At 55.9% G+C, this 21,557-nt stretch carries 29 protein-coding genes and 1 other annotated feature; of the genes, 6 read left to right on the forward strand and 23 right to left on the reverse strand.

The genetic code is table 11. The annotated features are described in order from the left end of the window. The first annotated feature begins 8 nt into the window (after positions 1 to 8). Positions 9 to 244: a binding site (T-box leader), on the forward strand. Between the two features lie 54 nt (positions 245 to 298). Then, entirely contained in the window at positions 299 to 1,990 is a 1,692-nt protein-coding gene (gene leuA, locus B5G42_RS00795; protein ID WP_087265760.1) for a 2-isopropylmalate synthase, read from the forward strand. A gap of 58 nt (positions 1,991 to 2,048) precedes the next feature. Here the strand turns inward: leuA and B5G42_RS00800 are convergent, their stop codons facing one another. The 6 genes from B5G42_RS00800 to B5G42_RS00825 all read right to left on the reverse strand — a co-directional run bounded on the left by B5G42_RS00800 (position 2,049) and on the right by B5G42_RS00825 (position 6,648). After that, positions 2,049 to 2,438 (reverse strand): NifB/NifX family molybdenum-iron cluster-binding protein, encoded by a 390-nt coding sequence (locus B5G42_RS00800; RefSeq protein ID WP_087188184.1) that lies wholly within the window; start codon positions 2,436 to 2,438, stop codon positions 2,049 to 2,051. A gap of 128 nt (positions 2,439 to 2,566) precedes the next feature. Beyond that, the gene (locus B5G42_RS00805) at positions 2,567 to 4,072 is read right to left on the reverse strand and encodes a GH25 family lysozyme (protein WP_162611022.1); all 1,506 of its coding nucleotides are present in this window, start codon (positions 4,070 to 4,072) and stop codon (positions 2,567 to 2,569) included. Positions 4,073 to 4,301: 229 nt separating this feature from the next. Continuing rightward, the gene (locus tag B5G42_RS00810) at positions 4,302 to 5,054 is read right to left on the reverse strand and encodes a carboxymuconolactone decarboxylase family protein (protein ID WP_087265764.1); all 753 of its coding nucleotides are present in this window, start codon (positions 5,052 to 5,054) and stop codon (positions 4,302 to 4,304) included. A gap of 12 nt (positions 5,055 to 5,066) precedes the next feature. Beyond that, on the reverse strand, positions 5,067 to 5,408 hold the full coding sequence (locus B5G42_RS00815) for a cyclophilin-like fold protein (RefSeq protein WP_242961080.1): 342 nt from the start codon (positions 5,406 to 5,408) through the stop codon (positions 5,067 to 5,069). Positions 5,409 to 5,527: 119 nt separating this feature from the next. Continuing rightward, positions 5,528 to 6,070: a flavodoxin family protein gene (locus tag B5G42_RS00820; protein WP_087265768.1), complete on the reverse strand. Its 543-nt coding sequence runs from the start codon at positions 6,068 to 6,070 to the stop codon at positions 5,528 to 5,530. Continuing rightward, positions 6,067 to 6,648, reverse strand: coding sequence for a sugar O-acetyltransferase (locus B5G42_RS00825; protein WP_087265770.1), 582 nt, complete (start codon positions 6,646 to 6,648; stop codon positions 6,067 to 6,069). Before B5G42_RS00825 ends, B5G42_RS00820 begins: the two co-directional genes overlap by 4 nt. 138 nt (positions 6,649 to 6,786) lie before the next feature. On the opposite strand from B5G42_RS00825, the gene B5G42_RS00830 reads away from it, so the two are divergent. Continuing rightward, the gene (locus B5G42_RS00830) at positions 6,787 to 7,683 is read left to right on the forward strand and encodes a LysR family transcriptional regulator (protein WP_087265772.1); all 897 of its coding nucleotides are present in this window, start codon (positions 6,787 to 6,789) and stop codon (positions 7,681 to 7,683) included. Between the two features lie 61 nt (positions 7,684 to 7,744). Here the strand turns inward: B5G42_RS00830 and B5G42_RS00835 are convergent, their stop codons facing one another. The 8 genes from B5G42_RS00835 to B5G42_RS00870 all read right to left on the reverse strand — a co-directional run bounded on the left by B5G42_RS00835 (position 7,745) and on the right by B5G42_RS00870 (position 13,909). Next, a complete protein-coding gene (locus B5G42_RS00835; protein WP_087265774.1) occupies positions 7,745 to 8,305 on the reverse strand; it encodes a flavin reductase family protein in 561 nt (186 codons plus the stop codon). 26 nt (positions 8,306 to 8,331) lie between these two features. After that, entirely contained in the window at positions 8,332 to 9,156 is an 825-nt protein-coding gene (amrS, locus tag B5G42_RS00840; protein WP_087265776.1) for an AmmeMemoRadiSam system radical SAM enzyme, read from the reverse strand. Next, a complete protein-coding gene (gene amrA / locus B5G42_RS00845) occupies positions 9,153 to 10,541 on the reverse strand; it encodes an AmmeMemoRadiSam system protein A (protein WP_087265778.1) in 1,389 nt (462 codons plus the stop codon). Before amrA ends, amrS begins: the two co-directional genes overlap by 4 nt. Before the next feature lie 205 nt (positions 10,542 to 10,746). Continuing rightward, positions 10,747 to 11,811, reverse strand: a complete 1,065-nt coding sequence (locus tag B5G42_RS00850) for an FUSC family protein (protein WP_087266066.1) — start codon at positions 11,809 to 11,811, stop codon at positions 10,747 to 10,749. Then, positions 11,798 to 12,244: a MarR family transcriptional regulator gene (locus tag B5G42_RS00855; protein WP_087265780.1), complete on the reverse strand. Its 447-nt coding sequence runs from the start codon at positions 12,242 to 12,244 to the stop codon at positions 11,798 to 11,800. Before B5G42_RS00855 ends, B5G42_RS00850 begins: the two co-directional genes overlap by 14 nt. Before the next feature lie 143 nt (positions 12,245 to 12,387). Further along, positions 12,388 to 12,798, reverse strand: coding sequence for a DUF2871 domain-containing protein (locus B5G42_RS00860; protein WP_087188173.1), 411 nt, complete (start codon positions 12,796 to 12,798; stop codon positions 12,388 to 12,390). Beyond that, positions 12,795 to 13,286 carry a hypothetical protein gene (locus B5G42_RS00865; RefSeq protein WP_343286677.1) on the reverse strand — a complete coding sequence of 164 codons (492 nt, stop codon included), beginning with the start codon at positions 13,284 to 13,286 and terminating at the stop codon, positions 12,795 to 12,797. Before B5G42_RS00865 ends, B5G42_RS00860 begins: the two co-directional genes overlap by 4 nt. A 65-nt stretch (positions 13,287 to 13,351) precedes the next feature. Next, a complete protein-coding gene (locus B5G42_RS00870) occupies positions 13,352 to 13,909 on the reverse strand; it encodes a TetR/AcrR family transcriptional regulator (protein ID WP_087265782.1) in 558 nt (185 codons plus the stop codon). 199 nt (positions 13,910 to 14,108) lie between these two features. On the opposite strand from B5G42_RS00870, the gene B5G42_RS00875 reads away from it, so the two are divergent. The 4 genes from B5G42_RS00875 to B5G42_RS00890 all read left to right on the forward strand — a co-directional run bounded on the left by B5G42_RS00875 (position 14,109) and on the right by B5G42_RS00890 (position 16,584). Next, positions 14,109 to 15,224: an O-acetyl-ADP-ribose deacetylase gene (locus B5G42_RS00875; RefSeq protein ID WP_087265784.1), complete on the forward strand. Its 1,116-nt coding sequence runs from the start codon at positions 14,109 to 14,111 to the stop codon at positions 15,222 to 15,224. Positions 15,225 to 15,228: 4 nt separating this feature from the next. Next, positions 15,229 to 15,579, forward strand: a complete 351-nt coding sequence (locus B5G42_RS00880) for a DUF2200 domain-containing protein (protein WP_087265786.1) — start codon at positions 15,229 to 15,231, stop codon at positions 15,577 to 15,579. A gap of 87 nt (positions 15,580 to 15,666) precedes the next feature. After that, positions 15,667 to 16,323, forward strand: a complete 657-nt coding sequence (locus B5G42_RS00885; protein WP_087265788.1) for a vWA domain-containing protein — start codon at positions 15,667 to 15,669, stop codon at positions 16,321 to 16,323. A 54-nt stretch (positions 16,324 to 16,377) separates the two neighbouring features. Further along, positions 16,378 to 16,584 carry a hypothetical protein gene (locus tag B5G42_RS00890; protein WP_087265790.1) on the forward strand — a complete coding sequence of 69 codons (207 nt, stop codon included), beginning with the start codon at positions 16,378 to 16,380 and terminating at the stop codon, positions 16,582 to 16,584. Positions 16,585 to 16,632: 48 nt separating this feature from the next. On the opposite strand, the gene B5G42_RS00895 is transcribed toward B5G42_RS00890, so the two are convergent. The 9 genes from B5G42_RS00895 to B5G42_RS00935 are packed head-to-tail and all read right to left on the reverse strand — an operon-like array spanning position 16,633 to position 21,508. Continuing rightward, the gene (locus tag B5G42_RS00895; RefSeq protein ID WP_343286678.1) at positions 16,633 to 17,352 is read right to left on the reverse strand and encodes a DUF5714 domain-containing protein; all 720 of its coding nucleotides are present in this window, start codon (positions 17,350 to 17,352) and stop codon (positions 16,633 to 16,635) included. A 7-nt stretch (positions 17,353 to 17,359) separates the two neighbouring features. Continuing rightward, positions 17,360 to 17,905: a DUF6933 domain-containing protein gene (locus B5G42_RS00900; protein WP_087265794.1), complete on the reverse strand. Its 546-nt coding sequence runs from the start codon at positions 17,903 to 17,905 to the stop codon at positions 17,360 to 17,362. Then, on the reverse strand, positions 17,905 to 18,363 hold the full coding sequence (locus B5G42_RS00905) for a metallophosphoesterase family protein (protein ID WP_087265796.1): 459 nt from the start codon (positions 18,361 to 18,363) through the stop codon (positions 17,905 to 17,907). Before B5G42_RS00905 ends, B5G42_RS00900 begins: the two co-directional genes overlap by 1 nt. A gap of 13 nt (positions 18,364 to 18,376) precedes the next feature. Next, a complete protein-coding gene (locus B5G42_RS00910; protein ID WP_087265798.1) occupies positions 18,377 to 19,015 on the reverse strand; it encodes a Vat family streptogramin A O-acetyltransferase in 639 nt (212 codons plus the stop codon). Between the two features lie 12 nt (positions 19,016 to 19,027). Beyond that, entirely contained in the window at positions 19,028 to 19,486 is a 459-nt protein-coding gene (locus tag B5G42_RS00915) for a flavodoxin family protein (RefSeq protein ID WP_087265800.1), read from the reverse strand. Beyond that, positions 19,483 to 20,199 carry an SDR family oxidoreductase gene (locus B5G42_RS00920; protein ID WP_087265802.1) on the reverse strand — a complete coding sequence of 239 codons (717 nt, stop codon included), beginning with the start codon at positions 20,197 to 20,199 and terminating at the stop codon, positions 19,483 to 19,485. The genes B5G42_RS00915 and B5G42_RS00920 overlap by 4 nt, the downstream gene beginning before the upstream one ends. Before the next feature lie 12 nt (positions 20,200 to 20,211). Beyond that, the gene (locus tag B5G42_RS00925) at positions 20,212 to 20,526 is read right to left on the reverse strand and encodes a TIGR04076 family protein (protein ID WP_087265804.1); all 315 of its coding nucleotides are present in this window, start codon (positions 20,524 to 20,526) and stop codon (positions 20,212 to 20,214) included. Then, on the reverse strand, positions 20,523 to 20,933 hold the full coding sequence (locus B5G42_RS00930; protein WP_087265806.1) for a peptide deformylase: 411 nt from the start codon (positions 20,931 to 20,933) through the stop codon (positions 20,523 to 20,525). The genes B5G42_RS00925 and B5G42_RS00930 overlap by 4 nt, the downstream gene beginning before the upstream one ends. Beyond that, positions 20,930 to 21,508 (reverse strand): SGNH/GDSL hydrolase family protein, encoded by a 579-nt coding sequence (locus B5G42_RS00935; protein ID WP_242961081.1) that lies wholly within the window; start codon positions 21,506 to 21,508, stop codon positions 20,930 to 20,932. Before B5G42_RS00935 ends, B5G42_RS00930 begins: the two co-directional genes overlap by 4 nt. Between the last annotated feature and the right edge of the window lie 49 nt (positions 21,509 to 21,557).

The raw sequence follows: 21,557 nt of genomic DNA on the forward strand, positions 1-21,557 counted from the left end.
AAATCCCAGAACAGGCAATGATGGGAAGAAGGCACGTTCCGTCCCCCTCAGAGAACCGGTGGTTGGTGCGAACCGGCGGAGGAAAGCGTGCGGATACTGATCCCGGAGCCGCCTGCCTGAAGCTGCTGTTGTAGGGCAGGCCGTCACGGCCACGTTATCGGCCGGGGCCTTGTTGGAGGCCATGAGCGTCCGCCGGTGACGGCGGGCGGAAGCAGGGTGGTACCGCGTATCTTACGCCCCTGACCATAATCTGGTCAGGGGTTTTTCTTATTCCCTGGCCCAAGGAGGAACTGCTATTATGAAACCCGCACAGGAAAAGTACATTCCCTTCGTCCCGCTGAAAATGGAAAAGCGCGCCTGGCCCGACAAGGAGCTGAAGGCGCCCCCCGTCTGGTGTTCCGTGGACCTGCGGGACGGCAACCAGGCCCTTATCGATCCCATGAACGTGGAAGAGAAGCTGGAGCTGTTCCACACGCTGGTGGACATCGGCGTGAAGGAAATCGAGGTGGGCTTCCCCTCCGCCTCCGAGACCGAGTATGAGTTCATCCGCACCCTCATTGAGGGGGGCCACATCCCCGACGACGTGACCATCCAGGTGCTGGTCCAGGCCAGAGAGCATCTGATCCGCAAGACCTTTGAGGCCATAGACGGAGCCAAGCACGTTATCTTCCATTTCTATAACTCCACCTCCACCCTCCAGCGGAAGGTGGTGTTCCACACCGACGTGGCCGGCGTCACCAAGATCGCCGTAGACGCCGCCCAGCTCATCCGGGAGCTGAGCCAGCCCGCCATCGATGCCGGTATGGATCTCCGGTACGAGTATTCCCCCGAGTCCTTCATGGGCACCGAGATGGACGCCGCCGTGGAGATCTGCCAGGCGGTCATCGAGGCCATCGGGGCCACCCCCGACCACAAGATCATCCTCAACCTGCCCACTACGGTGGAAAACTGTATGCCCAACTACTTTGCCGATGAGATTGAGTACTTCATCGACAAGCTGCCCAGCCGGGAATGCGCCATCATCTCCCTCCACCCCCACAACGACCGCGGCGAGGGCGTAGCCACCGCCGAGATGGGTCTGCTGGCAGGCGCCGAGCGTGTGGAGGCCACCCTCTTCGGCAATGGTGAGCGCACCGGCAACGTGGATATGGTCACCCTGGCTCTCAACCTGTACACTCAGGGCGTGGACCCCAAGCTGGACTTCTCCAACATCAACAAGATCCGGGATGTGTACGAGAAGGTCACCAAGATGAAGATCGGCGAGCGGCAGCCCTATGTGGGTGAGCTGGTGTTCACCGCCTTCTCTGGCTCCCACCAGGACGCCATCAACAAGGGCACCCGCTACATGGAGGAGAGCGGCACCGAGTACTGGGAGGTGCCCTATCTGCCCATCGACCCCGCCGATGTGGGACGGCAGTATGAGCCCATCATCCGCATCAACTCTCAGTCGGGCAAGGGCGGCTCCGCCTTCGTCATGCAGCACTCCTTCGGTTTCGATCTGCCCAAGGCCATGCACCCCGAGTTCGGCCACATCGTTCAGGTGGAGACCGACCGGGTGGGCAAGGAGCTCAAACCGGAGGCCATTTACGACCTGTTCAAGACCCACTACATCGACGCCGTCAAGCCCTACGAGATGGTGCGCCACTCCTTTGCTGAGTTTACCGATGAGGAGGGCCACTCCCACGTCACCTTTGCCGGTACCCTTCGCCACACCGACACGGTATTCCAGGTTCAGGGCTCGGGCAACGGCCCCATTGACGCCTTCTTCAACGCCATCCACGGTCAGAAGATGGACCGCTTCACCTTCATCGACTACAAGGAGCACGCCATCAAGCAGGGCTCTGACTCCCAGGCTGTGGCCTACATCCACCTCCAGGATGAGGAGGGCCGGGACTGGTTCGGTGTGGGCATGAGCCACAACATCAACCTGGCTCCTCTGAAGGGCATCCTGTCCGCCATCAACCGGGCCGTCAACCACGACGGGCTGTAATCTCACAACGCAAAAGGGGTCCCGCCGGTAAACCGGCGGGACCCCTTTTGTCCATTTTTTATGCGTCGTGATGATGACCACCGCAGTTGTGGTCGTGATGATGCTCGTGTTCGTGATCATGGTGGTGGCAGACGGCATCGGTGGACTTCAGCTCCCCTTTCAGGTACTGCTCCACGGCGGTGCGGGCGTCCCCCTGGACCCCCATCATGGTCTTGATGTTCCGCTGCTGGAACAGAGACACGGCGTGGGCACCCATGCCTCCGGCAATGACTACCTCAACCCCCATATCTCCCAGGAAATTGGGCAGGAATCCAGGCTTGTGCTCCGGATTGGGTACCAGCTCCTCCCCCAGAATCTTGCCGTCCTCCACAGTGTAGATACGGAAATGTTCACAATGGCCGAAGTGGCCCCCTACCTCTGTTCCCACGCTGGCAACTGCGATCTTCATGGTTCGTCGCTCCTTTTCCCGGCATATGCCAATTATTATAGCCTCATCATACGCTTATTTCCGGCATATGTCAATATTATTCTAAAAAAGATGGGGGTGCAGCGGATTGCCGCACCCCCGATCTTTTCTTATTTTCGATTGTTTTTCTTCAGATCCACCAGGCAGATGTTCAGATCCACCTTACCCTCGATCCCGCTTACCGTTCCGCTGCTGGAATACTGCCACATATCATAGTAATACGGGAATGTGGTGGGCTTCCACCCGGTGGTATAGTGAGCCAGCCAGAAAGGATAGTCCTGCAGCTGAGAGAGGTCAAACCCCTTGTTTACCAGATTGGGATTGCTGTAGGCCATGGGCTGATATCCCTCATCCTGGATCACTTGGTTAAAGGCCTTGGTGCAGTCAATGATCTCCTGGTAGGTCATGTTGTATGTACGGCTGCTGCTGTCGCTGACATACTCCCAGTCAAATACCACCGGATAGGTCACATCATATCCCTCGATCCACTCCAGGGTCTGATAGGCCTCCTCCATTGCTTCTTCCTCGTTGACCGCCTGAGAGAAGAAGTAAACCCCCACATCGATACCCGCTCGGGTGGCGTTTTCTATGTTATAGGTAAAATAGGGGTCCTGCACGATCTTACCCACGGTATACCCTCGATAACCTACCCGAATGATGGCAAATTCCACTCCGGATTCCGCCACCAGGTCCCAGTCGATCTTGCCCTGGTGGGAGGAGACGTCGATGCCCACATGGCTTTCCGCATCTCCATTGTAGCTGAGGAAGCCGTCCTCATTGACATAAAACGCCTCGCTGTCATAGGGATTGGCTGGGATGGGCATTGGAGTAGGCGTGGGCTCCGGCGTTTCACTGGGGGTGGGTTCCGGCTCCGGGCTTTCGCTGGGGGTAGGTTCCGGTGTAAGTGTTGGCGTGGGAGTAGGTGTAGGAGTAGGCGTCGGAGTTGGGGTGGGAGTCGGGGTAGGCGTGGGCTCCGGTTCCGGCTGGCTGTTCTGGTCGTAGCGGGTCAGAATAACCGCTGTCTCCGCCCGGGTTGCCTGGCCGGAGGGATCAAAGCAATTTCCTGGCTTACCGCTGATCACCTGCTCCACCTGGGCCCAGTCCACTGCGGGAACCGCCCAGGACGAGATCTCATCCGCATCGGCATAGGGTGTACCGGCGCTGGCGTCTGGGCTGCCTGCATAGCGCCACAAAATGGTGGCCACCTGCTCCCGGGTCACAGGGTCGTTGGTACCAAAGGTCTGGCTGCTGTACCCGGTCACATAGCCGTTTTGTTGGGCCCACAGCACCGCGTCGGAGTACCAGGTATCATTCTCTGTATCGGTAAAATTGTCCTTACCACTCACTGCCGGACTGCCTGCCATCCGGTAGAGCACCGTGGCCAGCATGGCCCGGCTCATGGACAATTCCGGCGCAAACATACTGCCGGAAATACCGCTCATCAAACCGTTGTCATACACATAGGATACCGCGCCGGCATACCATATGCCAGGGGCTACGTCGGTAAAGGACCCGCTGCTCCCCGCGGCTTGGACCGTTTCTCCAAAGGACAGAGGAATCATGGCTGCCAGCAGTGCGCCTGCCAGCAACCCGGATACTGCTTTCTTTCTAACCATGGACTTTCCTTTCTGCGTTGGACTCTGTTCTGTCTTGGATGATGCGATTGATAATAGCATAACAGAAATCCTGCTGTTCGACAAGTTTTAAACGGAAATTTTATAATATTTGCTGTTTTCCTTTTATTCCGCCCAAGATAGTTCCACGCAGTATACATAAGTTTTCACAGGGTTTTCTGCACAAAAAGGCTCCCGCCAGACTGGCGGGAGCCTTTTTGCAGGATAAAAATCAACCCAGTTTGCTGTACTCGGTCTCGGAAACTGCCTCCAGCCACTCATTGGAGCAGTTCTCACCAGGCACTTCCAGGGCAAGATGGGAAAACCAGCTGTCCGATACGGCGCCATGCCAGTGCTTGACGCCGGTGGGAATGTTGACCACATCGCCGGGATGCAGCTCCCTGGCCTCCTTCCCCCACTCCTGATACCAGCCTCGGCCAGCTACGCAAATCAAAATCTGCCCGCCGCCCTTGTCAGCGTGATGGACGTGCCAGTTGTTCCGGCAGCCTGGCTCGAAGGTCACATTATACACCCCCACCTGGCTGACAGAGAGGGGCTGCAGGTAGCTCTGGCCCACGAAGTACTGAGAGAACCCGTCGTTGGGCGCCCCGATGGGAAACACCATTTCTTTCTGGTGCATGGCCTTACCATCATCGCCGGCATCCTCGGCCCACACTTCCTTGGCCATACGGAAGGCCGCCCAGGCTTTGGGCCAACCTGCGTAAAAGGCAGCATGAGTCAAAATCTCCGCAATCTCCTGGCGGGTAATACCGTTTTGCTTGGCAGTGCTCAGGTGATACTGGAAGGAGCTGTCCACCAGCCCCTGAGCCATCAGAGCCACAACCGTGACCAGAGAACGATCCCGCAGGGAGAGTTTGTCCTCCCGGCTCCACACCTGTCCAAACAATACGTCGTCATTCAACTCCGCAAATTTCGGAGCAAACTCACCCAGCGCATCTCTGCCCGCCGTCTGCTTTACTGCCATAACAAATACCTCCTACTCAAGAGAAAATGTAACCTGAACCCTTCCCTCTCCCAGCTTCGCCTGCAAATCGGCGGGATCATCGATCTTTGCAAGCCGGGTGAAGCTCCAGGTATTTGTACCGTAGTAAATCGCAATCTGATTGCCCTGATAGAGGATCACATCCCCCGGCTCTGTGGTGATCTGCTGGTCATTCCGGGTCAGCGTGGTACCCAGCGGGCCCACTTTTTCAAAGCCACCGTAATCCTCCATCTCGATGGTCACCGGCCCCTGTGCCAGCAGCTCCTTGAATTCACGGGCCGAGCTGTTGTCCTCCAAGGTAGCCAGCAGTTCCTCATCGCCTACTGTGATCTTCAATGCCGTTTCCTCCTGACCGGATGCCGTCTCCGCAGATTGTGTCTCTTCTGGAACGCTGCCCCCGCAGGCCGACAGTCCCAATAAGGCAAGGAGCATACACAGCCACTTTGCCGCGGTTCTCATACGCCCTTACCCACCTTATAGGCCTCGGCCAGCTTTTCGGTCAGACGGGCCATATCGCCCGGGTCATTGACGCCGCCACCCCGTACCACACCGGCCAGCCGAGCCTTTTCAAAACAGGCGATCCAGCCATTCAGGCCGTTGACAGGGCCGTCGGAGGCGCTGTCCTCCTCCTCAGCGGAGGCGGTGAGCAAGTAGATGTCCCGGAAAGCGTAGTCGGCGGCGTACAGAGAATTGGCCCGGTCCAGCAGGGTTTTCATCTGGCCGGACATCTCGTAATAGTACACCGGGGTGGCAAAGCAAATCACATCCGCCGCCGCCATCTTTTCCACAATCGCGTTGGCGTCGTCCTGAATCACACACCGGGACTGCTTCAGACAGGCCAGACAGCCCCTGCAAAAGTGCAATTCCTTCCCCTGCAGGGAGAGCAGCTCCACCTGATGGCCGGCCTCCTGGACACCCTGGACAAACTGCCGAGCCAGCAGATCAGAATTGCTGTTGTGACGCAGGCTGGTAGAAATCACCAAAACTTTCTTGCTCATGCTTCGTCCTCCTCGCCGATGGTCCGTATGACTTTTGCAGGTACGCCGCCTACCACGGTATTCTCCGGCACATCTCTGTTCACCACCGCGCCGGCAGCCACAATGGCGCCGTCCCCGATGGTCACACCAGGCAGAATGGTAGCATTGGCGCCGATCCACACATTCTTCCCGATTCGGATCGGTGCGGGGATCATGCTGCCTCGGTCTTGCGGCGAGGCAACGTGGTTAAGGGTCGCCAGCACCACATTATGACCGATGAGGGCACCATCCTCGATAAAAATGCCGCCCTGATCCTGAAATTTGCACCCCGCGTTGATAAACACATTCTTTCCAATATGGATGTTTTTTCCACAGTCCGTGTAAAAAGGCGGGAAAAGCCCGAAGCTCTCATCCACCGGCTTGCCGATCAGTTGAGAAAACAGGGCCCGCAGCTGCGCCGGTTCATGATAGCTCCCGTTGATCTCCGCGGTGATCCGCAAGGCCTCCTGGCTAACACCGTGCATGAATTGGTGAACCTCGCTTCCGCCCTGTACCACGTTACCGCTGTTCAGTTCATTCAAAAATTCTTCTAGCTCCATGTTACGCTCCCAATTCTTCAGGTATTTGGTTTCATTGTATCACCGGCGCTTTCAGATAACAAATACCTATATAGAATATCTTACTATGCTTGAAACCTATAGTTAAGTCATGCTATTATCTATACAGAGGTGAGCGCTATGGAGTTGAGAGTGCTTCAATATTTTCTGGCCGTGGCACGGGAACAGAATATCTCAGCGGCGGCACAATCCCTTCACCTGACACAGCCCACCCTCTCCAGGCAGCTCAAGGAGCTGGAGGAAGAGCTGGGTAAGCAGCTGATGGTCCGGGGCAACCGGAAGATCACGCTGACCGAGGACGGTATGCTGCTGCGGAAACGGGCGGAGGAGATTCTGGAGTTGGTGGACCGGACGGAGAAAGAGGTTATGCAGTCCGGCAACACCGTCAACGGGGATATCTATATCGGCACCGGTGAGACAGACGGCGTGCGCCAAATCGTTGGGGCTGCCAAACAGCTGCGAGAGCGCTACCCGGGTATCCATTTCCACATCGTCAGCGGCGACGCTGTGGACGTATGCGAGCGGCTGGACAAGGGGTTGTTGGATTTTGGCGTCCTTCTTGGAGACATGGACAAAACAAGGTACCACTATATGGAACTGCCTATGAAGGACACCTGGGGGGTACTGATGCGGCGAGACAGTCCTCTTGCCCAGCAAGACACCGTTTCTCCCCATGATCTGTGGGACAAGCCTCTGATCCTCTCCCGGCAGGTGGATAATAAAAGCGGCCTGTACCGCTGGCTCAAAAAAGAACCCTCGGAGCTCTACACCGTGGCCACCTATAATCTGATCTACAACGCCTCGTTAATGGTGGACGAGGGGCTGGGATACGCCTTTACCCTGGACAAGCTGCTAAACACCACCGGCAGCAACCTGTGCTTCCGGCTCCTGAAGCCAAAGCTGGAGCTGGGGATGCACCTGGTCTGGAAAAAATCCCAGACATTTTCCAAGGCAGCAGAGCTGTTCTGGGAATATTTGCAGACCCATCTGGCCTCTTTCCAATCAAATTCCATGTAACACAGCAAATGCGTCAGGCCTCCAGAAAAACTGGAGGCCTGACGCATGATTTTCTTCCCTGTTACTTAAGCTTGGCCCCGTCCCGGAAGGCGTTGCCCACCTTCTCACCCAGCTTGCGGTAGGTATTGTGGATGGGGTCAAAGATAATGGGCTGCAGCTTGTCAGGATCAATCTTTCCGTCCTCTCCCAAAACCGACTCATCAGCACTGACATTTACGATCTCGCCTACCAGACGGCAACTCTCCGGATCATAGCTGACCAGGCGGCACTCCACAGCCATAGGCAGCTCATCAATAAGGGGCGCATCCACAAATTCTGCTTTGCTGGTATGCCAGCCCGCTTTTTCCAGCTTATTGGCCACGTTATTGCCCGACTCAATACCCACATAGTCGCAGGCCACCATCTGCTCTGCCGTGGCCATGCTTACCGTAAAAGCCTTCCGGGCCAGAATATTGGCAGTGGTCTTATGACCGGCACTGATACACATAGACAATTCCTTCTCCTCACTGATGCCGCCCCAGGCCGCATTCATAGCGTCCGCCGTGCCATCTTCGCCATAGGTGGCCAGGATAAAGACCGGCTGGGGGTAGGTCCAGGGTTTTGCTCCAAAATTCTTGCGCATAAATGATACCTCCTGTTTGATGGTTTTCAGCAGTTACCTGTATAAACATCGTGCAGTTCTTCCCGGGCCACATCTGCCAGGCGGTAAACCGTCTCCACCGGCGTAGGTGGACAGTCCGCCATACGATGGCGGGGGAAAAAGCGGGAGATGTGCAGGGGAATGTGGGAATCGACCGAGGAGAGCCATCGGGACAGGGCCCGGATCTCCTCCTCCGTGTCATTTTCTCCCGGCACAATCAGCGTGGTGACCTCCAAATGGCAGCGGCCGGCAGCCAGGGAGATGGAGCGTTTCACGCTCTCCAGATCTCCTCCCAGGGCGCAGTACCACCGTTCGGTAAAGCCCTTCAAATCAATGTTTACCGCGTCGATCAGCGGCAGCAGCTTCCGCCACCAGTCCTCTGCAATGGTACCATTGGTCACCAGCACGTTGAGCATCCCGGCCTGGTGTACCAGCGCGGCGCAGTCCCGCACATACTCATAGCCAACCAACGGCTCATTATAAGTATAGGCCACACCGATATTGCCCCGGCAGGCCAAACGTACAGCCTCCTGCACCAGCGTCTCCGGTGCGCAATCCCTAGTTGGGAATGTCTCCCCTGCTCCAGCGATCTCAATATTCTGACAGAAGGAACAGCTCAGATTACAGCCAAAGCTGCCCACCGACAGTACCATACTGCCTGGATGGAACCGGCGCAGCGGCTTTTTCTCAATGGGGTCCAGGGCCAGCGCAGTCAGCTTGCCATAGTTGAGCGGGACAATCCGTCCGCCCCGGTTGCCTCTGGCCCTGCACAGCCCGGTCTGTCCCTCCGCTAATTGGCAGCGGTGAAAACACAATTCACACGAGATGCTCATCGGTGCCGCACCACCTGAAATCGCTGGATCTGATACCGGTCCTCCGCGCCGATCCCGCCCTTTTGCCGGGCAATATCCAGCTGCTGCGCCACTGTATCCACACCTTCCAGGTCCGGCAGCAGCAGTCCCCGCCGCTGCCCGCAGCTGACAATGACTCCGTATTGCCTGGGGTCCAACTGATCGGGGGAATCCACAGTCTCCGGCTCCCCCAACACATCCACGCTGTACTCCAGCTCATCCAGCTCCTGGACCCGCACCGCCGGGAACCGCGGATCACGGGTCCCGGCGGAAATGGCGTTTTGTATGATCTCCCAGGCCACATTTCTCTGGGTTGGCGCAATGGTACCGATGCAGCCACGGAGCCGTCCGTCCTTATGGAGGGACACAAAGGCTCCTGCCGCCTGACTGGTCAATTCCTGGGGCAATCCCGCAGGCAGCTGCCCCAGAGGATCGCCGGTCCGCACATAAGTCTCCAGCGACAACCTGGCCAGCTTTACCCAGGGGTCCTCTTTAGCACGTCTCTCCTCCAGCTGGGCCTGCCTGACCTGCTGGAATGCGGCAGCATACCGACGGCCCTCATCCCGTCCGGTGACCGGAAACAACGCCACCGCGTATCCCACCCCGAAAGTACCCTCATGACTCAAAAGCCGGGGTTCCACCGCCAGCCCATCCAAGGCTCCAGACATCATCTGGAAGGCACGCAGGCCGCATTCAGCCGCCCGCTGGCAGAGATCTGCGTCCATGGTGAGAAATTGCAGAAAATCCCCCGACGCCATAGTCTCTGTCACCCGCCGGTCAAAGACCGGTCCCTCCAGCGCAAATCCATAGGGGCCGTTAGATTTCAGTTTATGAGAGAGATCGCCGCTGGCCACAAACACAGCCCGACGGCCCAATGCCTCTGCCGCCTCGGCTACGCACTGTCCCAGTCGGTAGTGCTCCAGCGAAGAGAAGCCGGAAAGGCCCATCCGTATGATGGGGCAATCCACGCCCGCTTTGCGGAGAAAAACAAGAGGAATCAATGCTCCATGGTCCAGAGCGGGGTTACGCTGGCCCAGGGTGCCAGCCTCCAGACCTTTTTCCCGGGCTCGACGCACAATTTCATCCCGCAGCGGCCCGTCGTACTCTACCTCAATGCGCACCTGGGGGGCGCCAAAGGCAGACATATCGCCCGAAGCACCCGCTCCAGGAGCAATGTGAAAATAATCTCCGTACAAAACCGTGTGTGGTGAGGCTACAATGAGCACATCCGGCTTCCACCGCGCCACCTCCGCAGCGGCGGCACGCATGGCCTGACCGGTGGCATTGATCTCACACTCCCGGCCCCTGCCCACTTCAGGCAGCAGCACCGGAGGATGTGGGGTCAGGATTGCACCCAGCATAGGCATATTATCCGCTCCCTTCCGGCCATACAAAGATTTCTATAAACAGTATAGCACGGCAAAAGGAACAGAAAAAGCCGTTCCCCAACAAAACTGCACACAAATTGTTGTCATGCGTTCCACCCATACCGATCTGCAATATCCGGTTGAATGGACAAAAGGGGCAGGCGCCCGAAAAAGCTTTCAGTCGCCCGCCCCCTTTTCTGTTTTCTTATTCTCCTTCCGGTACTGTCAGAAATCTTGCCGCCGCCAGGCGATGGAAGATAACCGCAAACACCAGGCCGAAGGTCACACCCAAGATGGTATCTACAATACGAAGGATCACCGCTCCCTGGAGTCCGTAGATTCCGGTCCCCAACATCAGCGCACCAAAACAGTTCATTGCCGTTTTATACCGATAATCGATGCAAAAGCCCAGACACAGTCCTCCCAAGGGGCCCATTAACGGGTGAAGCGCTTCCGGCGTCACCAGATAAACCACAAAAAACGCACAGGAGCCCGCCAACGCCCCCACAATTCTCTGCCAGAAGCGGGTAACCGTATTGCCGGAGTAAGGATATTCCGACAGCAGCGATGCACAGGCAAATCCCATCCACATGAACCGCTCTACTCCAAACACCTGTCCCGCAGTCAGCACCAGACTCACGCCAAGGGCCATGCGAAACTGCCACAGATAAACCGGCACAGCAAGATCAAACTTCCGCATGACATGGTGAAAACGCGTCGTCTTATGCTGATCCCGGTGCTTGGCAAACAGGATGGCGCCGCAGATGAGATAGCCCACCAGCGCCAACAGTCCGCGGCGAACCAGCGCCTCTCCCACGACGGGATTGCCTGTCAGATAGATGTAGGCAAAGCTGTACAGGCCGCCGTTACCCATTTCAGGCCGTTGGGTGGTCATGCAGAGAATGGCAAAAAAGCCCGCAAAGTGCAGCGGAATCAACAGAACCGGCGGAACCACCGCCGCCGCACTGGGAACCAGAACCAGAATAGCCAGCACCGCTGCCAGGGTAATCAGATAATCTCCGATGCAATATTCAAAATTGACAAAGCGAATCCCAAGCATCATGCAGAACAGTGCCACTGCCAGAGGGGTGTTGTCGCTTCCGAACACAGCGGATAGCAAACTGATAAACACAATGGCAAAAGCCACGATCAAAACAGACCGAACCGCTATCGCAACCCAGTAATAGGTTTTCTCCCGTTTTACTTCACAGGCTGCAATCTTCCGCTTCAGCACGGAGGGGTCCATCTGCAGCGCGTCATAAAACTTCATGGTCATGGGGCTTTTCCTGTCCTTTCTCAATCTGCACGGCAAGTCGGTCCGCATAATACACAAACGCCTCAAAATCCTGGTTGGTGCTGCGCCATAAATCATAGAAGGGCTGCAGAATACTCTCGTATCCCCTTTTCAATTCTGCAAGACCGGTTTCCGTGATAAAAATCTGATAACTCCGCTCGTCTGTTTCCTTCCGCTGCTTGCGTATGCAGTTTTTCTCATGGAGCGATTTCAGGCACCGGCTGACCGCCTCAATTTTCATGCCGCTGTTTTGGCTGAGTAAAACTGGCGTGTTCTGTTCCGGCTTCAGATAGAGATGAGCCAAAAGTTCACATTCGCTGGCGGTAAGCACGGATTTCCGTAGTGGAAGGAGCGAACGCATAACCTTTTGGAGCTGCTGCTGATAATGCACCATATCTGTCCATTCCATAATTGTACAATCTCCCATTTATTTAACTTCGTTAAGTATATGCCAATTGTAACTCCATGTCAATAGGCAGGATGATCGTCCGCCAAGATAAACAGAAGAACGGGGTTGATACTGCAATGCAGTACCAACCCCGTTCTTCTGTCTTATTTCGTTACGCTGCGCTTGATCTGCAGCAGCATCAAAATCAGACTGACTCCAAGCAGGATATGCCCAATTCCAGCTATACCGGAGATAGCCGCATTCATACCAGCGGACAGCGAGGTCCCCAGCACCTGGAACACTCCCCGCACCACCAGCATCACGGCGGTCAGGTTCAGGCCCACATGATAGAGTGCCAGCACCCGTCCGGTCTTTGCGCCTGTGAAGGAAAAATTCTTTTCCAGCACAAGAATCAACAGGAAGAACACCATACCCAGCAGAAAATAATGGGTATGCACCACAGAGAGCGTGGTCTTGGCCGTAAAGCCGTTGAATTTTGTAAACTCCCGATAAAACACGCCGCCCGCCATGGCCAGGATGGCGTACAGCAGCGCGGTATTCGCATAGCGTTTCATATAGTTCCTCTCCTTATTTGCATTCCCGTTTCATATTCTCCTTCTTGTTCCATTTTGTTTTGGACGGTGCCTGCTGCAATGGTCGCCTTGATAAAGTTTCTGCCAAACAGCAATCCTGCCAGCAGCAGTGCAGCGCCCAGGCCCGTATAAAATACGGCAATAAACCGCTCCGGCGCCAGCCCGCTCACTCGGAGGCCAATGCCCCCGGTCATCATAACCGCCATGATAACAAAAGCTTTTCCGTCAAAAAATTTGAGGAAAAAGTGCCGTTCCTCCAAATAGGCGGCAATCCGGGCAGTGTGCTTTTTGACCAGCCTTCCAAAAATAAAATACTGAAATACGGCAAACACCAGTACCGACAACAGCGCGTTCGGCACCGTAACATAGGTCGGATAGGCCATTACGCCGATCCGAAGGATATTGAATCCCGCCGCGCTCCACACCAAACAGGCCAGAAGCAGCAGCGTATTCCGTTTTACTTTCATCATTGCCTCCTTCTAATGAACAATGTTCAATTTCCGGGATACAAAATTCCCACAGAGTTGTGGGAATTTTAATAGAGGGTCCTGCGGACGATCTCCAATACAACCGAGGGATCATAATCCTGCCGCAGCAACGCAGACAGCATCAGCGAAAACAGGAGATCAGAAAATTTTTCCGCTGTAAATGCTTCGGTAAAGGCATCTGGCCGGACTCTGGCATCCCGCAGCAAGACAGAATGCAGGCTATCCAAAATATGCTGCCAGGTCTGCTGCATCCGCCGTTTTCCATCGGATTTGTCCTCCCCCATGAACCCCAGAGAGTGAAGATTGAAAAATCCGGGATACCGTTTACAGCCGTACTCCATCCGTTGGTACAGCCAGGTAATGCAGGCCTGGGTATCCTGAAATACCGCCTCATCCTCCGGGCGGTGGAAGATCTCACACCAGACGCTCTCCACTGTGGCACCCATCAGAGCAGCTTTGGAATCAAAATAGTTGTAGATGGAACCAACCGACACACCGCAGGCGGCCGCCACGGAGCGAATATTGACCGCAGACCACCCCGCTTGCTGGATGAGCTCACGGCTGGTCTTCAGGATCTCCTCTTTGGATGTAACTACGGTATTCATCCTATCACCTCAATATGAACATCGTTCATTATAGTGTTTTATTCTCTTTTGTCAAGTATTTTGGGGCCGGATGCTGCGGTCTCTCTACAAATCGAGATAGCTAAGACCTCCAATAGGTTTTTAGGCGGGCAAATGTCCGTTCCTTGTCAGAACGACCAGTTCATGGTATCATAAAACCAATCAATGAGGAGGTGTTCTCATGCCCCTGCACATCGTGCGAAATGATATCACTACTATGAAGGTGGACGCCATCGTCAACGCCGCCAAAGAGAGCCTTCTGGGAGGCGGGGGTGTGGATGGCGCCATTCACCGCGCTGCCGGGCCGGATCTTTTGAAGGAGTGCCGTACCTTGGGCGGCTGCAAAACGGGACAGGCCAAGATCACAAAGGGCTACCGCCTGCCCGCCAAGTTTGTGATCCACACTGTTGGCCCTGTCTGGCAGGGTGGAAGTTGCGGCGAGAGGGAGCTTCTCATTTCCGCCTACCGTTCCTCCCTGGAACTGGCCTTCGCCAACAAGTGCGAAACGGTGGCCTTTCCTCTTATCTCCTCCGGGGCATACGGCTACCCCAAGGACCAGGCTCTGAAGGTGGCGGTGGACACCATCGGAGACTTCCTGCTCTCCCACGATATGACCGTCTATCTGGTGATCTTCGACCGAGCCGCCTACACCATCGGCGGAAAGCTCTTTGCCGATATTGCCGCCTATATCGACGACCACTATGTGTCCGAACATACCGACAGTCTGGAAGAGCAGCGCCGCCGTTCCGCGGGCTTTAACGCCCCTTCCATGACAGAAGTACCGTGGACTCCTGCAAAGGCAGCGCATTGGTCGGACGAAAACCTGAGCCAGCCGGATGAGCGTTTTTTAACAACGTCAATGTGGGAGTCTATTCCAGGAACACCACTGACCCCTACAGCAGCACCATTGCCCCCCACATCGTTGACCATCAGTCTGGACGAGGCCCTCAGTCAACTGGATGAAAGCTTTTCTCAGATGCTGCTGCGGAAGATCGATGAGCGTGGTCTCACCGACGCCCAGTGCTATAAAAAGGCCAACATTGACCGAAAACTCTTCTCCAAGATCCGCTCGGACGTCCACTACAAGCCCTCTAAGCCCACCGCTATGGCCTTCGCCGTGGCCCTGGAGCTGCCTCTGCAGGAGGCCCGTGAGATGCTGGGAAAGGCAGGCTTTGCCTTCTCCCACGCCAGTAAGTTCGACATCATCGTGGAGTATTTCATCGCCCACCAAAACTACAACATCTTTGAGATCAACGAGGCTCTCTTCGCCTTTGATCAGAGCCTGCTGGGAGGTTAATACCATGCCCCGTACCGATGTGACACAGATGTCCTTTGCCAAGCTCTATCCGCTTCTAATCAACAAGGCAGTGAAAAAGGGTCGTACCCGGGAAGAGGTGGACCAGGTGACCACCTGGCTCACCGGATATAGCGTCGAGGACATTGCCCGCCTGGAGCAGTCTGATACCAGCTATGGGGACTTCTTCCGAAATGCCCCGGCCATGAATCCCAATCGAACCCTCATCACCGGCAAGGTATGCGGCATTCAGGTGGAAGCAATCGAGGACCCGTTGATGCGGGAAATCCGGTATCTGGATAAGCTAGTGGATGAGTTGGCCAAAGGCAAACCCATGGCGCAAATTTTGAGAGCATAATTGTCGCCCGCCAGGCGACCAAACAAACATAAAATCCCTCTATACTGTGCTCGTAAGCCAAACAACACAGAACAGGGGGATTTTTCTATGAAAAAGAATTTGACGGAACTGGTCTTTATCCTGGACCGCAGCGGCTCCATGCAGGGACTGGAGGCCGATACCATCGGCGGCTTCAACGCCATGCTGGAGAAGCAGAAAAAGGAGCCCGGCGAGGCTTTTGTCTCCACCATTCTCTTTAACGACCATACCCAGGTGCTCCATGACCGGGTAAAAATTGAAGCGGTCGAGCCTATTACCCACAGAGAATACTATGTCCGGGGCTGCACCGCCCTGCTGGACGCAATCGGCGGTGCCATCCATCACATCGGTAACATTCACAAATACGCCCGGAGTGAGGATGTACCGGAGCACACCCTCTTCGTCATCACCACCGACGGCATGGAGAATGCCAGCCGCCGCTATACCTCTCAGCAGGTCAAAACCATGATCCAGCGCCAGAAGGAGAAGTACGGCTGGGAGTTTCTCTTTTTGGGCGCCAACATCGACGCGGTGGAAACGGCGGGAACGCTGGGCATCGCCCCGGATCGGGCGGTAAACTACCACTGTGACAGCGAGGGTACTCGCCTCAACTACGAGGTGGTGAGTCAGGCTGTCACCGCTGTCCGGTGTTGTGCTACGCTGGATGAGCACTGGAAAGACGATATTGAGGAGGATCTTCGCAAGCGGAAGAGCAACCGCCGCTAAAGGATGCTCTCCCGCAGCACCACGATAAGTAAGGTCCATTTTAGGAGGCAAAGCATGACCTATACCAAAGATGAACTTGTGGAGGCCAAACGGCAGATCGACTCTACCCTGCATAAGCTGCGGGAAACCGTCAAGACTCTGGAAGGGAAAGAAGATCCCGCCCGATTGAAATCCCAGATCACACTGGCCAGACGCCGCATCCAGGCCTTTACGATTGCTGTTTCTCTGATTGAGAAGGAGCTGAAACAAGTACAGGCATAACAACAACAAGCCCGGAACTTCTTATCATCCAGAAGTTCCGGGCTGTGTTCATTTCAAAGATAGTTTTACCAGCTTTGCACGTTTAACGGTTTTAAATTCTTTCGTTTCAAGTGCTTTTGCCGCCGAGAACGGACAGCGCTTGCCGATGCACTGGTTGTTCCGGCCACTGTAAGAGCAGACAGGAATTGTCCGTTCCATCTCTACCCCCAGATGCTCCTTGGTAAAGTCCACGGCGGCCAGGATGGCCAGGAAGGAGTCCCGCTTACAACATCGAGGGCCGCCCACCCGGCCGATGTTCTCCAGCGCCCGGGCGGTCATCTGATTGCTCAAACCCCAGGGTTCCTGGGCCAGGGGTGTGGACTGGGTAACAATGGCCAGGAACTGTCCTGTGGCGATCCCCGCTCCGCAGGCTCCCCAAAAGCCGCAGGCTCCGCCGGGGACCGCCTTGCCCCGGCTATACATCTCCCGAAGCGACTTCTCAAACTCCAGGTTACCACCGGCGTTTTTATAGGCAGTAAGCAGAGCCGCGCCCACCATTACATGGTGCTCCGGACCGTGCATATGGCAGAATGGCAGCTCCATCATCCGGCGGAGAATGGCCACAGGATCGGCAGAAGTCTCAGAGAGACACAGACCAAAGATACTGTCCATACCCTGGGTATGGCAGTCATTGCAGACATAATGACCCGCCACACAACGGGTTTTGCTGGACTCCTTCTTATGGCAGATGGCGCATTCCATGACCTCATCCTGGGTCAGATATTCCAAAGGCGCCTTACAAATCAGACATTCTTCCCTGTTCAAACTCCTGTCTCCTCTCATGCTCATATATGGCATTCACCCGCTCCAGGCTCGTTCCAAGCCCCTCAAAGCCCACGCACCGGCTGGGCTTTGTATTGACGGCATGGTCCAGCAGAGGCTGGGCCTGACAATCCGTATCCAGGCACAGATCCAGCGCCAATACATCCTCCCAGGCCCGGTTGAGAAAGGCCACCTCCCGGCGGCCGTGGGTGCGGGTGATTGCGATCTCGCCCGCCTGCCGCAGATATGTTTTCACCTGATCTTCGGTAAACCCAGCGGCGATAAAGCTTTCCCTCAGCCCCTCCCGAAACAGGCCTGGCAGGTCCGCCCACTGAAGGGGCGTTACATCATAGCGTACAAAGGTATACCGGCTGTGACAGTGGACAGCCAGCAGACACTTGCACCCCCGCAGATCGATGACATGGAGGTCCCAGCAGAAACGCCGGTCTGGCTGCGTGCCGTAGGCCGGCGTTTTCATCTTCAAAAATCGCTTGAGGGGGAAAGTCAGTCCCAGTTCCATCACCTTACCTCGTGGGGAATGGAGATTTTCTCCACCCGAATCTCCCCATCTGCCAGTTCCGCCATCGTCATGGTAATCTCCTGATGGAACCGCCGGGGGCCGCAGGAGCCGGGATTGAGCCACAAAATACCGTTCTTCTCCTCCTGCACATACTTGTGGGAGTGGCCAAATACCACCACATCCACACCGTTAAGCGTTGCGGGAAGTTCTTTCTTATTGTGGACCATATAGAACGTCACACCATCCAAGGTGATGGTAAGATCATGGGGGATGTCTTCCGCCCACTCCTTATCGTTGTTGCCCCGGACCACATAGAGAGGCGCGTATTGCCTCAACTGGTCCACAATGCTCTGTTTATTGATGTCGCCGCCGTGGAGAATGGCGTCGGCGGTTTTCAGCTGCTCCACCACCTCCGGCCGCAGCAGGCCGTGGGTGTCGGAGAGAATGGCAAGCTTCATGTAGTTTCCTCCATTATAACTCAATGCGGCGAATTTGCTCCAGATCACCGCTGCACAGTGCTTCCAGGTTGCAGAAAATCTTTTCCGCCTCCCAATCCCACCACCGCAGCTTGAGCAGATACTCCGTCAGCTCCTGGCCAAACCGGGGCCTGACTACACGGCAGGGGTTCCCTGCCGCCACAGTATAGGGCGGGATATTGCCTGCCACCACAGAATTGGCCCCGATAATGGCGCCGTCGCCAATGTGGACACCGGGCAGGACTGTGACATCCTGCCCTATCCACACGTCATTGCCCACCACCGTATTCCCTTTAAAGGGCAGCTGGTCCAATGAAGGCGTGCACTTCTCCCAGCCGTGGGCGAAGATATTGAAGGGGTAAGTGGTGACCGACTCCATACGGTGGTTGGCCCCATTCATTACAAACTCCACGCCTTTACCAATGGCGCAGAACTTTCCAATGATCAGCTTGTCCCCGATGAAGGGATAGTGGTGGGTCACATGGTCCTCAAAATCCTCTCCACCGGTGGCAGCGTCGTCATAATAAGTATAATCGCCTACCTCAATGTTGGGGCGGGTGATAACATTCTTGATGTAGCAAACGCTGGGGATGTTCTCATTCGGGTGGACAGCATTCGGGTCCGGTCCAAACATAACATGACCTCCTTAACCGTGCGTATTTCGCGCCTGAATCTCCCGATAGAATTTACGGGCGTTCTCCAGATCCCGCTCGTCCGGATGCCCTTTGGCTATACCGCCCACCAGTTTAAAGGGGCCAAAGGTGTCGTAGCCCTTGCAGGAAAACTCGCCCAGCACCTGGCAACTTCTCTCCTGCGCGATCTTTGCCACAGCCTTGGCCCCACTACCCTTGGCGCCGCCATAGGTATAGACGAAGAACACCGGCTTGCCCTGGGGCAGGTACTGCCGGGCAAACTCCACCACAGCCTTTTGGAATTCAAAACCGTAGATGCCGGAGGCAAAACCGATACAGTCATACTTCTCCAGCCGGACGGTCTGGCGGGTGGTAACATCGATCAGGTCCACATCCCCCTCGCCCGCCATGGCCTCCAAAACGTTCAGCGTGTTCCCATGGTGGCGGGAATAGTAGCAGATGGCAGTTTTCATAGACCGTTTCCTCCTTGCAGGGTCCATCCGAAGTCATTGTGGTAGATCATCTGGCGGGTCATGCCGCCGTCAATGCAGATGTTCTCTCCCGTAAGAAAACCTGCCTTGTCCGAGCACAGGTAGAGCACCATATTGGCAATGTCCAGGGGATTGCCAACCCGGCCTGCGGGCTGCTGAATGGCATCCGGACCGTCATAAACGGTATAGTCGGTGTCGATCCAACCGGGCGAGATGGAATTGACCCGCACCTTACCGGCCAGGCTCACCGCCAGGGCATGGGTCAGGGCGGAGATGCCACCCTTGGCCGCCGTGTAGCTCTCGGTCTGGGGCTGGCTCATCCGATCCCGGGAAGAGGAGATATTTACGATGGCCCCGCCGGGAGCAAAGTGGGGCGCAAACAGTTTGGCAAGGTAAAAAGGCGCGGTGACCCCAACGCGCAGAGCGTAATTGAATTCCTCATAGCTGCACGCATCAATGCCCTTCATCAGGGGCAGGGCATTGTTGACCAAAAAGTCCACATGACCATAGTCGGCAATCACCTTGCGGGCAAAGTCCTCCAGAACGGTCTGGTCGGCCAGATCACCCACAAAATAATCGTTGGGAAGTAGGTCAATCACGCATACCTCGGCGCCTGCTTTCCGGAATTCCTCCGCAATCGCCTTGCCGATACCCTTTGCTCCGCCGGTAACCACGGCAACTCTATGTTCAAACATGGCGTTTCCTCCTCAGTCCGCGTCCTCATCCAGGGTTTCCACCAGAAAGCTCACCGGCCGGAACCCGTCGTTACAGGAGAGCATGGCGGATTTGGGGTTCTTCATCCAGCCGTCGTAGAAGTTCTCACCCCCGTGGCTTAGGGCCAGCACAAAGGGCGAGAGGGTATCCCAGGCGCTTTGGCAAAAGCCCACAGGCTTCTCCCAGCCATTGGCAATAAAGACCTGGCCCACCTCCATGTCGCAGGCATGAGCGATGGGATTCTCATATTGGGCCATCAGGTCCTCGTATCGGGTGATGCGCATGACAGTGATCCTGCACTTTTTCATATGATGATGCCCTCACAGTGGTCGATCTCATGCTGGATGATCTGAGCCGTCCAGCCGGTGAAGGTTTTCAGCCGCTCCTGAAATTTCTCGTTCTGCCAGCGTACCTTGATGGTCTTCCACCGCTTGGCCGGGCGGACGCCGGTCAGGGAGAGACAGCCCTCCTCCGTGTCATAGGGCTCGGACTTTTTAACGATCTCCGGGTTGAACATGACCATGTAGCTGCCCTCGTTATCGAAAGCAATGATGCGCTTATTGATCCCAATCATATTGGCCGCCATACCCACGCAGCCGGCCTTGTGGTGCTCCAGTGTCTCCAGCAGGTCGGCAGCCACTTGAACATCGCCCAGCGTGGCAGGCTCCGCCTTTTGGGCCAGAAACACCTCATCTTTGCAAATATCTCGAATCATCGTAATTTCTCCTTTTGCTCCTGAATGACCGCCGCAATGGTTTCGGCCGCGATACGGGAGCCCAGTTCACTGGGATGCACACCATCGGCGGCATAGAGGTCCTGAGTATCGGACATCTCATAAAACTTCTGCCCCACATCAGCAATGAGGGCATGGTTCTCTCTGGCAGCTTTGTGGTAGGCTTCAGACATCTTATGGGTCATCTCGTCATAATCCCAGCCCTTGGCTGTCAGCTTAGCCCCGCCTCTCTGGTAGGCCCAGGTGGCGTAGAGGATGGGGACTGCCCCATTCTCCCGAATTTTGTTGCAGAGCTGCTCCACGCTGGCAAAGAAGCTGCTGGGCGCGGTTATAGGTCCGTGGCTCATCTCCTGGAGCACCACATAGTCCCAATGTTCCTTGTCCAGCGCCTCCTGCGTCAATGCACCCAGCTTGGTCCTGGGGTTCAGGTGCTCCGACAGCCGCGCCCCGCCCCGGGTGTGGTGGACCACTTCCGCCCCAGTCAGTTGAGCCAGCATCTGAGGCATATGATTGGTAAAGGTAAAACTGTTGCCCAGCATCAAAATCCGCACGTCCATATCCCTTCTTTTTCTGTTTGCTACAGTATAGCACAGCAATGCTAAAATT

It is taken from the genome of Flavonifractor sp. An91, assembly GCF_002159225.1.
GTDB lineage: Bacteria > Bacillota > Clostridia > Oscillospirales > Oscillospiraceae > Flavonifractor > Flavonifractor avicola.

What these genes read in the sequence shown, in the direction of transcription:
- B5G42_RS00875 (WP_087265784.1), top strand. Translation starts at nt 14,109, where the DNA reads ATGCCCCTGCACATCGTGCGAAATGATATCACTACTATGAAGGTGGAC.
- B5G42_RS00890 (WP_087265790.1), top strand. Translation starts at nt 16,378, where the DNA reads ATGACCTATACCAAAGATGAACTTGTGGAGGCCAAACGGCAGATCGAC.
- B5G42_RS00800 (WP_087188184.1), bottom strand. Translation starts at nt 2,438, where the DNA reads ATGAAGATCGCAGTTGCCAGCGTGGGAACAGAGGTAGGGGGCCACTTC.
- B5G42_RS00825 (WP_087265770.1), bottom strand. Translation starts at nt 6,648, where the DNA reads ATGGAGCTAGAAGAATTTTTGAATGAACTGAACAGCGGTAACGTGGTA.
- B5G42_RS00880 (WP_087265786.1), top strand. Translation starts at nt 15,229, where the DNA reads ATGCCCCGTACCGATGTGACACAGATGTCCTTTGCCAAGCTCTATCCG.
- B5G42_RS00885 (WP_087265788.1), top strand. Translation starts at nt 15,667, where the DNA reads ATGAAAAAGAATTTGACGGAACTGGTCTTTATCCTGGACCGCAGCGGC.
- B5G42_RS00870 (WP_087265782.1), bottom strand. Translation starts at nt 13,909, where the DNA reads ATGAATACCGTAGTTACATCCAAAGAGGAGATCCTGAAGACCAGCCGT.
- B5G42_RS00820 (WP_087265768.1), bottom strand. Translation starts at nt 6,070, where the DNA reads ATGAGCAAGAAAGTTTTGGTGATTTCTACCAGCCTGCGTCACAACAGC.
- B5G42_RS00935 (WP_242961081.1), bottom strand. Translation starts at nt 21,508, where the DNA reads ATGGACGTGCGGATTTTGATGCTGGGCAACAGTTTTACCTTTACCAAT.
- B5G42_RS00835 (WP_087265774.1), bottom strand. Translation starts at nt 8,305, where the DNA reads ATGCGCAAGAATTTTGGAGCAAAACCCTGGACCTACCCCCAGCCGGTC.
- B5G42_RS00915 (WP_087265800.1), bottom strand. Translation starts at nt 19,486, where the DNA reads ATGAAAACTGCCATCTGCTACTATTCCCGCCACCATGGGAACACGCTG.
- amrA (WP_087265778.1), bottom strand. Translation starts at nt 10,541, where the DNA reads ATGCCTATGCTGGGTGCAATCCTGACCCCACATCCTCCGGTGCTGCTG.
- B5G42_RS00850 (WP_087266066.1), bottom strand. Translation starts at nt 11,811, where the DNA reads ATGAAGTTTTATGACGCGCTGCAGATGGACCCCTCCGTGCTGAAGCGG.
- B5G42_RS00810 (WP_087265764.1), bottom strand. Translation starts at nt 5,054, where the DNA reads ATGGCAGTAAAGCAGACGGCGGGCAGAGATGCGCTGGGTGAGTTTGCT.
- B5G42_RS00855 (WP_087265780.1), bottom strand. Translation starts at nt 12,244, where the DNA reads ATGGAATGGACAGATATGGTGCATTATCAGCAGCAGCTCCAAAAGGTT.
- B5G42_RS00860 (WP_087188173.1), bottom strand. Translation starts at nt 12,798, where the DNA reads ATGAAACGCTATGCGAATACCGCGCTGCTGTACGCCATCCTGGCCATG.
- B5G42_RS00925 (WP_087265804.1), bottom strand. Translation starts at nt 20,526, where the DNA reads ATGAAAAAGTGCAGGATCACTGTCATGCGCATCACCCGATACGAGGAC.
- B5G42_RS00910 (WP_087265798.1), bottom strand. Translation starts at nt 19,015, where the DNA reads ATGTTTGGACCGGACCCGAATGCTGTCCACCCGAATGAGAACATCCCC.
- B5G42_RS00920 (WP_087265802.1), bottom strand. Translation starts at nt 20,199, where the DNA reads ATGTTTGAACATAGAGTTGCCGTGGTTACCGGCGGAGCAAAGGGTATC.
- B5G42_RS00805 (WP_162611022.1), bottom strand. Translation starts at nt 4,072, where the DNA reads ATGGTTAGAAAGAAAGCAGTATCCGGGTTGCTGGCAGGCGCACTGCTG.
- amrS (WP_087265776.1), bottom strand. Translation starts at nt 9,156, where the DNA reads ATGAGCATCTCGTGTGAATTGTGTTTTCACCGCTGCCAATTAGCGGAG.
- B5G42_RS00905 (WP_087265796.1), bottom strand. Translation starts at nt 18,363, where the DNA reads ATGAAGCTTGCCATTCTCTCCGACACCCACGGCCTGCTGCGGCCGGAG.
- B5G42_RS00930 (WP_087265806.1), bottom strand. Translation starts at nt 20,933, where the DNA reads ATGATTCGAGATATTTGCAAAGATGAGGTGTTTCTGGCCCAAAAGGCG.
- leuA (WP_087265760.1), top strand. Translation starts at nt 299, where the DNA reads ATGAAACCCGCACAGGAAAAGTACATTCCCTTCGTCCCGCTGAAAATG.
- B5G42_RS00865 (WP_343286677.1), bottom strand. Translation starts at nt 13,286, where the DNA reads ATGATGAAAGTAAAACGGAATACGCTGCTGCTTCTGGCCTGTTTGGTG.
- B5G42_RS00900 (WP_087265794.1), bottom strand. Translation starts at nt 17,905, where the DNA reads ATGGAACTGGGACTGACTTTCCCCCTCAAGCGATTTTTGAAGATGAAA.
- B5G42_RS00830 (WP_087265772.1), top strand. Translation starts at nt 6,787, where the DNA reads ATGGAGTTGAGAGTGCTTCAATATTTTCTGGCCGTGGCACGGGAACAG.